This window comes from Halomonas sp. H10-9-1, from assembly GCF_040147005.1.
GTDB lineage: Bacteria > Pseudomonadota > Gammaproteobacteria > Pseudomonadales > Halomonadaceae > Halomonas.
Genome location: NZ_JAMSHO010000001.1, coordinates 3,539,501 through 3,551,804 on the forward strand (window position 1 = coordinate 3,539,501; position 12,304 = coordinate 3,551,804).

The window sequence follows — 12,304 nt, forward strand, 5'->3', positions numbered from 1 at the left end:
TCGCTCCTTGATCAGTCATCGAGACCCGCCTCGCCCAGCCAGTCCCGGGGCCGCAGGTAGTTTGCATAGAGCTCCGCCTCCGGGCTGCCCTCCTCGGGCGTCCAAGCATACTCCCAGCTCGCCAGCGGCGGCATCGACATCAGGATCGACTCGGTGCGCCCGCCGCTCTGCAGCCCGAACAGGGTGCCACGGTCCCAGACCAGGTTGAACTCCACGTAGCGCCCGCGGCGATAGAGCTGGAAGTCGCGCTCACGCTCGCTCCAGGGCGTATCGGCGCGGCGATTCACGATGGGCAGGTAGGCGTCCAGGAAGGCGTCGCCCACGGCACGCTGGAAGGCGAAACTGCGCTCGAACCCCCAGTCGTTCAGGTCATCGAAGAAGAGTCCACCCACCCCACGGGTCTCGTCGCGATGCTTCAGATAGAAGTAATCGTCGCACCAGGCCTTGAAGCGCGGGTAGACCTCCTCGCCGAAGGGTGCGCAGGCATCCCGGGCGACCCGGTGCCAGTGCACCACGTCATCGAATACCGGGTAGAACGGGGTCAGGTCGAAACCGCCGCCGAACCACCATACCGGCGCCTCGCCGGGCTTCTCGGCGATCAGGAAGCGGACGTTGCCATGGCTCGTCGGCACATGGGGGTTCTCGGGATGCAGCACCCAGGAGACCCCCAGCGCATGGAAGCTGCGCCCGGCGAGCTCAGGCCGCGCCGCCGTCGCCGAGGGGGGCAGTCGTTCGCCATATACGTGCGAAAAGTTGACGCCCCCCTTCTCGAACACTCGTCCCTTCTCGATCACACGGGAGCGGCCTCCACCCCCCCCCGGGCGCTGCCAGGCATCCTCATGGAACACCGCGTCGCCATCCACGGCGGCCAGGGCGGTACAGAGCCGCTCCTGGAGGTCGAGCAGGTAGGTCTTGACGTCATCGAGTCGCGTGTGGGCCAACGGAGCCTCCGGATGGGGTGAAGTCACGGGAAGGGGTCAGGAACGCAGCACCCGGCCGGTGACCAGGTCGCGAATGGTACTGGGTCGCCCGAGGCCGCCGAGCTCGCCCTCGACGATGGCATCGAGCCCATCGCCGAAGATGGCACGCACCTCGTCGGCACTCAGCGCCGGCGGTTCGCTGGCCACATTGGCCGAGGTAGAGACGATGGGCCCGCCGAAGGCCTCGCACAGTGCGGCCACCAGCGGGTGCGCGCTGACCCGCAGGGCCACCCGGTCATGCTCGCCGTGCACCAGGGCGTGGCTGCGTCCGTTGTCGGGCACCAGCCAGGTGTTGGGCCCCGGCCAGCTGGCCGCCAACGTCACCCGCTGGGCAGGCGGCAGCCCCTTGAGCCAGGCATTGAACTGCTGGAGGCGAGCGGCCACCAGGATCACTCCCTTGGCGGGGTCGCGCGCCTTGAGGCGCAGCAAGCGCGCCAGCGCCTCATCGTTGTCGGGGTCGCAGCCCAGGCCCCATACGGCCTCGGTGGGATAGGCGATCACCCCGCCCCGACGCAGGGCGGCAACAGCGTGCTCGATCTGACGGGCCTGGCGCATGGCGATCCTCGCTCGGCTGGGGCGCGAATGGGCGAGGATTCTATCACGGTGCCGAGAGGCGTACCCAGCCGCCGGCGACCCGCGCCGCGACCCCCTCGAGCTCCAGCATCAGCAGGCGCCGCTGGCACTCGGCAATGTCGAGCCCGGTCAGCCCCACCAGCACATCGGCCGGGGTCGGGCTGCCGCTCAGCCAGCGCAGCAGGGGGTCATCATCCCGTCCCGTGGCCTCGCCGCGAGGCGCGACAGGCAGCGCCGGGGCCTGCCACTGGGTGAGTTCGACCAGGATGTCATCGACCCCGCGCACCAGCACGGCGCCCTCGCGGATCAGTCGCAGGCACCCCCGCACCTGGGGGTTGTGTAGCGAGCCGGGCAGGGCGAACACCTCACGCCCCTGCTCCCCGGCCAACCGTGCGCTGACCAGCGAACCGCTCTGCTCGGCCGCCTCGACCACCAGCACCCCGCAACTGAGCCCCGTGACGATGCGATTGCGGCGGGGGAAGAAGCCGGCCCTGGCCGGGGTGCCGGGCGGGTGCTCGGAGAGCAGCAGGCCCCCCGCCTCACGCAGGCGGGCGTGCAAGCGATGGTGGCGCGGCGGATAGACCACCTCGACACCGCAGCCGAGCACCGCCACGCTGGTGCCACCGGCATCCAGGGCGGCCTGCTGGGCGGCGGCATCGATGCCCAGCGCCATGCCGCTGACCACGCACCAGCCCCGCTCGGCGAGTTCACGGGCGAAGCCGGCGGCATTGGTCAGTCCCTCGCGGGTGGCACGACGCGATCCCACCATGGCCAGCTTGGGGGGCGCCAGGGCCGCGAGGTCACCCCAGGCCCACAGCAGCGGTGGCGGGTCGGCGATCTCGGCGAGCAGGTCGGGCCAGGCGGGATGCCCGGCGTACAGCAGATGACGGTCGACGTCCCCCTCGACCCATTCCAGGGCCGCATCCACCGGGGTGGAAAGCGGGCTGCGCGCGGGATGGTCGAGCCATAGCCTCAGCGCGGTGGCGGCTTCCCGCGGCAGCACTGTCAGCCAGCCGCCGGGCCACTCCGGTCGGCGGGCGGCCAGCTTGGCCAGCGCACCCGCCCCGAGCCCCGGCAGGCTTGCCAGGGCCAGCCACTCACGGGCACCGAGGGCCGGCGACAGCATGCCAAACTCAGCGCAGGGCGGCGCTGACCGCCCGCCGCGGGTTATGGACGCGGTCTCCCACGCCCAGGGTGCGGCTGGCCTCCATGACCAGGCCATAGCTCATCTTGTGGTAGGTCTTGACGACCATCACCAGGCCGGCATCTTCCCCCGGCAGGCGCAACTGCTCGCCAGTGCGCGGATCGCTGACCCGCTCGCCGCGCTGCTCGACCACCAGCACATGGCCGGGCTCGAGCCCATCGCGCTGGCCGCGGTCCAGCGCCACCACCTGCAGGCGACCGATGAACTGCACGCCTCCGGGGACAGACAGGATGGTACCCTCCAGCTCGCGGTCGGGAGCCCGCGGAATGAACTCGGTCACCAGGCCACGATCCTCCAGGGGCAGCACGATGTCACCGTTGCGCACCTCCTGGCGCGACGAGCTCACCTCCAGCACCACTATGTCGCCCTCCTGGCGCTCGCGACGCGCCTGGCCGACGTTCTCCAGCTCCAGGCCCAGCAGCTCGCCACTGGCCGGATCGAGGAAACGCTCGCCCACGCGATAGAAGCCTACGCGGCCGCCCGCAGGCACCTCGCCCCGGGCGTAGAGGCGATCGCCCACGCCGCTCATCAGCCGGCGATCGTCGCCGCCCACCACATAGGCCAGCTCCTCGAGGGCCTCGGGGTCATCGATGATGCGGTGTTCGCGCAGGAAGTGGCGGATATCTTCCAGCGGGATGGGCAGGATCGCCTCGCGATGCGGAATGGTGCGCATCTCGGGCGACAGCCTCACCTCTCCCTGGCCACGCTCCAGCCCCAGGCAGGGGCGGCCACCGCAGTCGTAGAGGTAGATGACATCGCCCGGATAGATCAGGTGCGGGTTGCGGATCTGCGGGTTGACCTGCCACACCTCGGGCCACTGCCAGGGGTGGCGAAGGAAGCGCCCGGAGATATCCCACAGGGTGTCGCCGCGCACCACGGTATAGCGGTCTGGGGCGTCGCCGCGCAGGCCATCCTCCCAGCTCAGCCCCTGGCCCTGGACACCAGCGGCCAGGGCCATGCCCAGCGCCGCCACCAGGCCCAGCCAGCCGCGCCGCACCTTGCCGTCACTTCTGTGCCTCATCCCTGCTCTCCCCGGGTGTCGCCGGCCGATGCCATGGAACGCTACCGGCATGTTATAGTCTGAGGTTATCGACGCGTTGCGGCACCGGCCCTGTCGTTGCCGTGCGCACCACATCTAGAATAGTGTCATTGTGTAAATGACAGCATAACGGTGAATCCAACGCCATGGCCAAATTACCTATCCTCGAATACCCCGACGAACGCCTGCGCACCAGGGCAGTGCCGGTGGAAGTGGTCGACGATGAGGTGCGCCGGTTGGTCGACGATATGCTGGAGACCATGTACGACGCCCGTGGCATCGGCCTGGCCGCCACCCAGGTGGACGTGCATCGCCGGGTGATCGTCATGGACGTCAGCGACGACCGCAGTGCCCCGCTGGTGCTGATCAATCCCGAGGTCACGCCCATCGGCGAGGTGCGCGAGCCGATGCAGGAGGGCTGCCTGTCGATCCCCGAGTACTACGCCGAAGTGCCGCGCGCCCTGCGCGTCCACCTCACGGCCCTGGATCGCAACGGCGAGCCCTACGAACTGGAGGCCGATGGCCTGCTGGCCCACTGCATCCAGCACGAGCACGACCACCTCGAGGGCGTGCTGTTCGTCGACTACCTCTCGCCGCTCAAGCGCGACCGGGTCCTGAAGAAGATGCAGAAGCGCCATAAGTTGATGCAGGACGCCTGAATCCATCGCGCCTCTCGAGCGAAGGCCGACGCAGCATGCGTCGGCCTTCGTCGTTTGCGGCCCGCTCCGTTATCATTAAGGACATTCACTCCCGGCCAGGCCCTCACCATGTCCCGACCCCACGACTCTCACTCGCTCAGCGTCATCTTCGCCGGCACGCCCGACTTCGCTGCCGAGAGCCTCGCGGCGCTGCTGGCCAGCCGCCACCGCGTGATCGCCGTCTATACCCAGCCCGACCGCCCGTCCGGTCGCGGCCGCAAGCTGACACCCAGCCCGGTCAAGGCGCTGGCCCTCGAGCACGACCTGCCGGTCTACCAGCCCGAGAGCCTCAAGGATCCCGCGGCCCAGGCAGAGCTCGCCGCCCTCGACGCCGACATCATGGTAGTGGTGGCCTACGGCCTGATCCTGCCCGGGGCGGTGCTCGAGGCACCGCGGCGAGGCTGTCTCAACATTCACGCCTCCCTGCTGCCACGCTGGCGCGGCGCCGCGCCCATCCAGCGGGCCATCGAGGCCGGCGATGCCGAGAGCGGGGTGACCATCATGCAGATGGACGAGGGGCTGGACACCGGCGACATGCTGCTGGTGCGGCACACGCCGATCACCACCACGACCACCGGCGGCGAACTCCACGATACTCTGGCCTCCCTCGGCGGCGAGGCGATCGTCGAGGCGCTGGACGCCCTGGCCGGCGAGGGCCTCGCGGCCACGCCGCAGCCCGAGGCAGGCGTGACTTACGCCGCCAAGCTCTCCAAGGCCGAGGCCGAACTGGACTTCCGCTTGCCCGCCGCGGAGATCGCCGCCCGGGTGCGTGCCTTCAACCCCTGGCCGGTGACCTGGTGCGCGTTCGACGGCGACCGCCTGCGCCTGCTGCTGGCCGAGGCACACGACCTCGCCGAGGGCGAAGCCCCCGCCGCCCCGGGCACTCTGCTTGCCCATGACGGTGCGGCGCTGCGCATCGCCTGCGGCCCTGCCGGAGACCAGGTACTGCGGGTGATCCACGCCCAGTTGCCCGGCGGCAAGGCGTTGCCCGTCGGCGAGCTGCTGCGTGCCCGCGCCGACCGCTTTCCCCCTGGCCTGCGCCTGGGCCACCACGACGAGGAGACTCCGGCATGAGCGATGCCCCCGGCAAGCCCCGCCGTCCCGCCTCGCGGGGCATCGAGAACGACGGCGGCCTGGCGGTTCGCGCCGCCGCCGCCCGCGCCCTGGTACCGGTAATCACCGGCAAGGGCTCGCTTACCGGCCTCGATGACCACCAGGTGGTGGCCCGCGACCGCGCCCTGTTCAAGGCGCTCTGCTACGGGGTCTGCCGTACCCTGCCGCGCCTCGAGGCGCTGGCCGGGAAGCTGCTGGTCAAGCCCTTCAAGGCCCGCGATGCCGATGTCCAGGCGCTGCTGCTGCTGGGCATCCACCAGCTGCTCTACTTGCGCGTGCCCGCCCACGCCGCCGTAGGCGAGACCGCAGGCGCCGCTCGCCTGATCGGCAAGGAGTGGGCCACTCGCGTGCTCAACGGCTGCCTGCGCCGCCTGCAGCGCGAATCCGCCGCCCTGCAGGCGGAGGTGGACCAGGACCCGGCGGTGGCGCTGCTCCACCCCGGCTGGCTGCTCAAGGCACTGCGCCACGCCTGGCCCGACGATTGGCGGGCCGTGGCCAAGGCCAACAACGAGCCCGGGCCCATGACGCTGCGGGTCAACCGCCGCCAAGGCGACCGCGAGGCCTACCTGGAGCGCCTGAGCGCGGCGGGCCTCGAGGGTCGGCTCTGCGCCCACGCCCCGGATGGCATCACCCTGGAGGCACCCTGCGACGTCCATGACCTACCCGGTTTCGATCACGGCCACGTCAGCGTCCAGGACGAGGCCGCCCAACTGACCACGGAGCTGCTCGGCCCTGCCCTGGCGCCGCGCCCTGGCGCCCGAGTGCTGGACGCCTGCTGCGCCCCCGGCGGCAAGACCGCCCACCTGCTGGAGGTCTTCGATGTCGACATGTACGCCGTGGACAGCGACGCCGAGCGCCTGGCCCGGGTCGAGGACGCCCTGGAGCGCCTCGGCCTCGAAGCGCACCTGGCCCACGGCGATGCCACCGCCCGCGACTGGTGGGACGGCACTCGCTTCGAGGCGATCCTGCTCGACGCGCCCTGCTCCGGCAGCGGCGTGATCCGCCGCCATCCCGACATCAAGCGCCTGCGCCGCCCCTCGGACATCAAGGCGCTGGCCGCGCTGCAGGCGCGCCTGCTCGACAACCTCTGGCCGTTGCTGCGCCCCGGTGGCACCCTGCTTTACGCCACCTGCTCGGTGCTGCCCGAGGAGAACAGCGAGCAGATCGCCGCCTTCCTGTCGCACACCCCGGATGCCGAGGCGACCACCCCGCGGGACCTGGCCTGGGGCCGCCCAGCCGGCGCCGGGCAGCAGCTGCTGCCGGAAGTCGACAGCCACGACGGCTTCTTCTATGCCAGACTCAGGAAGGGCTGAGGCCGACAAGCAGCAGGCCTGAGTGACCGATCATTGACATGCGCTGGAGGCAACATGAGTAATCACGTCTACAAACATATCGAACTCACCGGCTCCTCCGAGGAGGGCATCCAGCAGGCCATCGAGAGCGCCATCACCAAGGCCAGCGATAGCCTGCACGGCATGCGCTGGTTCGAGGTCATCGACACTCGCGGCCATGTCGAGCATGGCCGGATACTGCACTGGCAGGTCACGATCAAGGTAGGTTTCACCCTGGACTGACTCGCGGTCTGTCCTTCCCGTGGCGGCTGGTTTAGGCTAGCTGCCACGTGCTGCGGCGCAGCAGCAGGTGCCGCCCCCCGACCCAGCGGAACCCCTATGCGATGAAGATCATCATTCTCGGCGCCGGCCAGGTCGGCGGCACCCTGGCCGAACACCTGGCCCGCGAGGAGAACGACATCACCGTCGTCGACACCGACGGCAACAAGCTGCGCGAGCTGCATACCAAGCTCGATATCCGGACTGTGGTGGGGCCCGGCTCCTACCCCATGGTGCTGCGCCAGGCGGGCTGCGAGGACGCCGACATGCTGATCGCGGTGACCAGCCAGGACGAGGTCAACATGATCGCCTGCCAGGTCGCCCATACCCTGTTCCGTACCCCCACCAAGATCGCCCGGGTGCGCGCCACCGCCTACCTCACCCGCCGCGGCCTGTTCGCCCACGAGGCGGTGCCCATCGACGTGCTGATCAGCCCCGAGCAGGTGGTCACCGACCATATCCGCCGCCTGATCGAGCACCCCGGCGCCCTGCAGGTACTGGAGTTCGCCGGCGGCCTGGTGCAACTGGTCGCGGTGAAGGCGATCTACGGCGGCCCCCTGGTGGGCCAGGATCTCGCCTTCCTGCGCCGGCACATGCCTAGCGTCGACACCCGGGCGGCGGCGATCTACCGCCGCAACCGGCCCATCATCCCCCGCGGCGACACCGTGATCGAGGCCGACGACGAGGTGTTCTTCATCGCCGCCCGGCGCGATATCCGCGCGGTGATGAGCGAGCTGCGCCGCCTCGACCGTGACTTCCGGCGGGTGATGATCGCCGGCGGCGGCAACATCGGCGAGCGCCTCGCCGAGCACCTCGAGCACAGCCACCAGGTGAAGATCATCGAACACAGCCTGGAGCGCTGCACGGTGCTCTCCGAGCGCCTCGACCGCACCGTGGTGCTGCACGGCAGCGCCACCAGCAAGCGGCTGCTGGAGGAGGAGAACATCGAAGAGTGCGACATCTTCTGTGCCCTGACCAACGATGACGAGGTCAACATCATGTCGTCGATGCTGGCCAAGCGCATGGGGGCCAAGAAGGTGCTGACGCTGATCAACAACGCCGCCTACGTCGACCTGGTGCAGGGCGGCGAGATCGACATCGCCATCTCGCCACAGCAGGCCACCATCGGCAGCCTGCTCACCCACGTGCGCCGTGGCGATATCGTCAACGTGCACTCGTTGCGCCGCGGCGCCGCCGAGGCCATCGAGGCGATCGCCCACGGCGATACCCAGTCCTCCAAGGTAGTAGGGCGCGCCATCGGCGAGATCGACCTCCCCCGAGGCACCACCATCGGCGCCATCGTGCGCGGCAAGGAGGTGATGATCGCCCACGACGATGTGGTGGTGGAGTCCGGCGACCACGTCATCCTGTTCGTGATCGACAAGCGCCGTATCCGCGACGTGGAGCGGCTGTTCCAGGTCGGGCTGACCTTCTTCTGACAGGGAGTCACCGATGAGCCTGCGCATGATCCTGCGCATCCTGGGGCTGCTGCTGATGCTCTTCAGCCTGACCATGATGCCGCCGATCCTGATCTCGCTGCTGTTCGCCGACGGCCAGTGGAACGCCTTCGCCGCGGCCATCGCCATCACCGTGATCACCGGGGCGCTGATGTTTTTCCCCAACCGCCGTGCGCGCAAGGAGCTGCGCACCCGGGACGGTTTCCTGATCGCCGCGCTGTTCTGGAGCGTACTGGCACTGTTCGGCTCGCTGCCGCTGATGCTGACCGGCGAGGCGGCGCTCTCCCTGACCGATGCGGTGTTCGAGTCGTTCTCGGGACTGACCACCACCGGCGCCACGGTGATCACCGGCATCGACTACTTGCCCGAGTCGATCCTCTACTATCGTCAGCAGTTGCAGTGGCTCGGCGGCATGGGGATCGTGGTGCTGGCGGTCGCCATCCTGCCAACCCTGGGAGTCGGCGGCATGGCCCTGTATCGCACCGAGATTCCCGGCCCGCTCAAGGACTCCAAGCTGACGCCGCGCATCACCGAGACCGCCAAGGCGCTGTGGTATATCTATGCCTCGCTGACCATCGCCTGCATGCTGGCCTACATGGCCGCCGGCATGGACTGGTTCGACGCCCTGGGACACAGCTTCTCCACCATCGCCATCGGCGGCTTCTCGACCTACGACGCCAGCATCGGTCATTTCGACAGCGCCGCTATCGAGCTGATCTGCGTCTTCTTCCTGGTGGTCTCGGCGGTGAGCTTCAGCCTACACTTCACCGCCTGGCGCGAACGCAGCATCCTGCACTACTTCGAGGACCCCGAGGCGCGCTTCCTGCTGCTGTTCCTGACCGGCCTGGTCGCCATCACCGCCGTCTCGCTGTGGTTGACCGGCACCTACGAGACCGAGCTTGGACTACGCCACGCGCTGTTCGAGGTGGTCTCGGTGGCCACCACCGCCGGCTTTGCGGTGGCCGACTTCTCGCTGTGGCCCGGCGCCCTGCCCTTCCTGCTGTTCATGGCCGCCTTCGTCGGCGGCTGCTCGGGCTCCACCGGCGGCGGCATGAAGGTGATCCGCATCATCCTGATCCTCAAGCAGGGCATGCGCGAGGTGATGCGCCTGATCCATCCCAGCGCGGTGATCACGGTCAAGATCGGCAGGGTCAGCGTGCCCGAGGGCATCACCCAGGCGGTATGGGGCTTCTTCTCGGTCTATGTCATGCTGTTCTTCCTGATGCTGGTGGGCGTCATGGCCACCGGCGTCGACCAGGTCACCGCCTGGTCGACGGTGGGCTCGGCCCTCAACAACCTGGGGCCGGCCCTGGGCGAGGCCTCCGCCCACTACGGCGACCTGCCCAGCCTGGCCAAGTGGATTCTGGTGCTGGCCATGCTGCTGGGCCGGCTGGAGATCTTCACCGTACTGGTGCTGTTCACCCCGGCCTTCTGGCGGCGCTGACACCTTCCCCGGGTTTGGCCGAGGGCTGGCGTTCGTGGATAATCGACGCTTCACTCCCTCGAAGCGAGCCTCCATGACCGAGACCCAGGCCCCGACCCGCCCGGACGATGCCACCAGCGGCCCGCAGCGGGTTCTGCAGATCGGCGAGACCCGCTACACCCTGCTCGGCACCGCCCACGTCTCCGCCGAGAGCGCCGAGGACGTGCGTCGGCTGATCCGCTCCGGCGAGTTCGACGCCGTGGCCATCGAGCTGTGCGACTCGCGCCACCATAGCCTCACCAACCCCGACGCCCTGGGCGAACAGGATCTGTTCCAGGTCTTCCGCCAGGGTAAGGCCGGCGTGGTGGCGGCGAGCCTGGCCCTGGGCGCCTTCCAGCAACGCCTGGCGGAGCAGTCCGGCATCGAGCCCGGCGCCGAGATGCGCGCCGCCCTGGAGGAATCTCGGCAGGCCAAGCTGCCGCTGCTGCTGATCGACCGCGACGTGGGGGTCACCCTCAAGCGCATCTATCACAATGTGCCCTGGTGGCAGCGTTTCTCGCTGTTCTCGGGGCTACTGGGCAGCGTGCTGTCGCGCCAGGAGGTCTCCGCCGAGGAGATCGAGCGGCTCAAGGAGGGGGACGTGCTGGAGTCCACCTTCAGCGAATTCGCCGCGGAGTCCGAGAGCCTCTATACGCCGCTGATCAGCGAGCGCGACCGCTACATGGTCCTGCGCCTGGCCGAGGAGGCGCCGCCGGGGCGCTACCGCAACGTGCTGGTGGTGATCGGCGCCGGCCACATGAAGGGCATGGCCGAACACTTCGCCGCACCGCTTCCCGAGACGCCGCGCCCGGAGCGCGAGGCACTCGAGGCCACACCGCCGCCGTCGAAGATCTGGAAGGCGCTGCCCTGGCTGATCACCGCCCTGGTACTGACCGGCTTCGCCATCGGCTTCTCGCGCAATACCAGCCTGGGCTGGCAACTGGTGGCGGAGTGGTTCCTGATCAATGGCGTGCTCTCCGCGGGGGCCACGCTGGTGGCCCTGGCCCATCCGTTTACGGTCATCGCCACCTTCTTCGCCGCCCCGCTCACCTCGCTCAACCCCACGATCGGCGCCGGCTTCGTCGCGGCCGGGGTGGAACTGTGGCTACGCAAGCCCAAGGTGCGCGACTTCTCCACGCTGCGCCACGACGTGACCCACCTCAAGGGGTGGTGGCACAACCGGGTGTCACGCACCCTGCTGGTGTTCCTGACCGCCACCCTGGGCTCCGCCGCCGGCACCTGGATCGCCGGCTTCCGCATCGCCGGCACCCTGTTCGGCGGCTCGCCTTGATCAATCCAGGAGCCCCCAGCGCCCGGGGCTGACCTGGCGACAAGCCTACCTCCTCTACGGCTTGCCCCCAGCGCCCCTGTCGTTGCGTTATAGCGCTATCCCTTTCGCGCCAGCAGGCGTCGCATCGCCGCCGTCGGTGCCTCGATCTTCTCGAAGCGCCGGCTGGCGGCGTAGCTGTCGTTGAAGGCATCGAAGTAGTCGTCCAGGGCCTGGGCGGCATCCTCGTCCCCACCCTGACGCAGCAGCTCGGCGGCGACCTCGGCGGTACACAGGTGCGCGGAGGAAGCCGGCTTGCGCAGCCGATAGCGGGTCAGGCGCTCGGTATGCAGTGGCAGCACCGGCAGGGGCTCCAGGTAGGGACTCTTGCGGAAGATGCGCCGGGCCTGGCGCCAGGTACCATCGAGCAGCAGGTAGACTGGCGTGCGCCCCGCGGCCTTCGCCTCGGCCACGGCGTCGATGCCCACCACGCGGTCGGCATAGTCGGGCTGGTCATCGGGGAAGACCACGAAGGGAGCGAAGCGCGCATCCTCCAGCAGCGCCAGCAGGCGCTCGTCCGGCGTGGTGCGATACCAGGTGAAGACCTCGGTGTCGGGCAACACGTCGCGGATCAGGCGGCCGGTATTGGTGGGCTTGAGGTGCTCCATGGGGTGGGTCAGCAACCACACCCGCGCCGCGCTCTCGGCGCCGACCGCATAGGGGCAGAGGCAGTTGAGCATGGGCAGGTTGCACCCTGGACAGCGCACAACGAAGCTGCCGCGGGCCTTGAATTCGCGGCGCGGCGGTCGAGGATGACCGGTTCCGGGATCACGGCCGTCTTGAGGGAGAGTGTCGTCCTGCATGGTGGCCTGATGGGCTAAAAAAGGAGGCGCAGTCTAGC

Annotated in this window: 12 protein-coding genes; 7 read left to right on the forward strand and 5 right to left on the reverse strand. The window is 69.2% G+C overall.

Annotation, left to right across the window (positions count from 1 at the left end; genetic code table 11):
- Positions 1 to 11 precede the first annotated feature (11 nt).
- From hemF to NFH66_RS16495, 4 genes are read right to left on the reverse strand one after another with little or no spacing between them, the layout of a single operon-like run.
- On the reverse strand, positions 12 to 941 hold the full coding sequence (hemF, locus tag NFH66_RS16480) for an oxygen-dependent coproporphyrinogen oxidase (protein WP_349611326.1): 930 nt from the start codon (positions 939 to 941) through the stop codon (positions 12 to 14).
- Between the two features lie 36 nt (positions 942 to 977).
- Positions 978 to 1,535 (reverse strand): L-threonylcarbamoyladenylate synthase type 1 TsaC, encoded by a 558-nt coding sequence (gene tsaC, locus NFH66_RS16485; protein ID WP_349611327.1) that lies wholly within the window; start codon positions 1,533 to 1,535, stop codon positions 978 to 980.
- Positions 1,536 to 1,578: 43 nt separating this feature from the next.
- Positions 1,579 to 2,679: a DNA-processing protein DprA gene (dprA, locus tag NFH66_RS16490; RefSeq protein WP_349611329.1), complete on the reverse strand. Its 1,101-nt coding sequence runs from the start codon at positions 2,677 to 2,679 to the stop codon at positions 1,579 to 1,581.
- A 7-nt stretch (positions 2,680 to 2,686) separates the two neighbouring features.
- Positions 2,687 to 3,715 carry a LysM peptidoglycan-binding domain-containing protein gene (locus NFH66_RS16495; RefSeq protein WP_502878682.1) on the reverse strand — a complete coding sequence of 343 codons (1,029 nt, stop codon included), beginning with the start codon at positions 3,713 to 3,715 and terminating at the stop codon, positions 2,687 to 2,689.
- 227 nt (positions 3,716 to 3,942) lie between these two features.
- Here NFH66_RS16495 and def point away from each other — a divergent pair, with 227 nt between their 5' ends.
- The 7 genes from def (at position 3,943) to NFH66_RS16530 (ending at position 11,427) form a co-directional block, all read left to right on the forward strand.
- Positions 3,943 to 4,455 (forward strand): peptide deformylase, encoded by a 513-nt coding sequence (def, locus tag NFH66_RS16500; protein ID WP_349611332.1) that lies wholly within the window; start codon positions 3,943 to 3,945, stop codon positions 4,453 to 4,455.
- A 108-nt stretch (positions 4,456 to 4,563) separates the two neighbouring features.
- Positions 4,564 to 5,568, forward strand: a complete 1,005-nt coding sequence (fmt, locus tag NFH66_RS16505) for a methionyl-tRNA formyltransferase (protein ID WP_349611334.1) — start codon at positions 4,564 to 4,566, stop codon at positions 5,566 to 5,568.
- Positions 5,565 to 6,920, forward strand: coding sequence for a 16S rRNA (cytosine(967)-C(5))-methyltransferase RsmB (gene rsmB, locus NFH66_RS16510; RefSeq protein ID WP_349611335.1), 1,356 nt, complete (start codon positions 5,565 to 5,567; stop codon positions 6,918 to 6,920). Before fmt ends, rsmB begins: the two co-directional genes overlap by 4 nt.
- A gap of 54 nt (positions 6,921 to 6,974) precedes the next feature.
- Positions 6,975 to 7,181, forward strand: coding sequence for a dodecin (locus NFH66_RS16515; protein ID WP_349611337.1), 207 nt, complete (start codon positions 6,975 to 6,977; stop codon positions 7,179 to 7,181).
- 101 nt (positions 7,182 to 7,282) lie between these two features.
- Complete coding sequence (gene trkA / locus NFH66_RS16520; RefSeq protein WP_349611338.1) at positions 7,283 to 8,656, forward strand: Trk system potassium transporter TrkA; 1,374 nt, start codon at positions 7,283 to 7,285, stop codon at positions 8,654 to 8,656.
- A gap of 13 nt (positions 8,657 to 8,669) precedes the next feature.
- Positions 8,670 to 10,118 (forward strand): TrkH family potassium uptake protein, encoded by a 1,449-nt coding sequence (locus NFH66_RS16525; protein ID WP_349611340.1) that lies wholly within the window; start codon positions 8,670 to 8,672, stop codon positions 10,116 to 10,118.
- A 73-nt stretch (positions 10,119 to 10,191) separates the two neighbouring features.
- Entirely contained in the window at positions 10,192 to 11,427 is a 1,236-nt protein-coding gene (locus tag NFH66_RS16530) for a TraB/GumN family protein (protein ID WP_349611342.1), read from the forward strand.
- Positions 11,428 to 11,522: 95 nt separating this feature from the next.
- On the opposite strand, the gene NFH66_RS16535 is transcribed toward NFH66_RS16530, so the two are convergent.
- Positions 11,523 to 12,266, reverse strand: coding sequence for a tRNA-uridine aminocarboxypropyltransferase (locus NFH66_RS16535; RefSeq protein WP_349611343.1), 744 nt, complete (start codon positions 12,264 to 12,266; stop codon positions 11,523 to 11,525).
- Between the last annotated feature and the right edge of the window lie 38 nt (positions 12,267 to 12,304).

Excerpts from the sequence above, each read along its gene's own strand:
- NFH66_RS16530 (WP_349611342.1), top strand. The coding sequence starts at position 10,192 with ATGACCGAGACCCAGGCCCCGACCCGCCCGGACGATGCCACCAGCGGC.
- NFH66_RS16525 (WP_349611340.1), top strand. The coding sequence starts at position 8,670 with ATGAGCCTGCGCATGATCCTGCGCATCCTGGGGCTGCTGCTGATGCTC.
- trkA (WP_349611338.1), top strand. The coding sequence starts at position 7,283 with ATGAAGATCATCATTCTCGGCGCCGGCCAGGTCGGCGGCACCCTGGCC.
- dprA (WP_349611329.1), bottom strand. The coding sequence starts at position 2,679 with ATGCTGTCGCCGGCCCTCGGTGCCCGTGAGTGGCTGGCCCTGGCAAGC.
- rsmB (WP_349611335.1), top strand. The coding sequence starts at position 5,565 with ATGAGCGATGCCCCCGGCAAGCCCCGCCGTCCCGCCTCGCGGGGCATC.
- NFH66_RS16495 (WP_502878682.1), bottom strand. The coding sequence starts at position 3,715 with ATGGCCCTGGCCGCTGGTGTCCAGGGCCAGGGGCTGAGCTGGGAGGAT.
- NFH66_RS16535 (WP_349611343.1), bottom strand. The coding sequence starts at position 12,266 with ATGCAGGACGACACTCTCCCTCAAGACGGCCGTGATCCCGGAACCGGT.
- def (WP_349611332.1), top strand. The coding sequence starts at position 3,943 with ATGGCCAAATTACCTATCCTCGAATACCCCGACGAACGCCTGCGCACC.
- tsaC (WP_349611327.1), bottom strand. The coding sequence starts at position 1,535 with ATGCGCCAGGCCCGTCAGATCGAGCACGCTGTTGCCGCCCTGCGTCGG.
- NFH66_RS16515 (WP_349611337.1), top strand. The coding sequence starts at position 6,975 with ATGAGTAATCACGTCTACAAACATATCGAACTCACCGGCTCCTCCGAG.
- fmt (WP_349611334.1), top strand. The coding sequence starts at position 4,564 with ATGTCCCGACCCCACGACTCTCACTCGCTCAGCGTCATCTTCGCCGGC.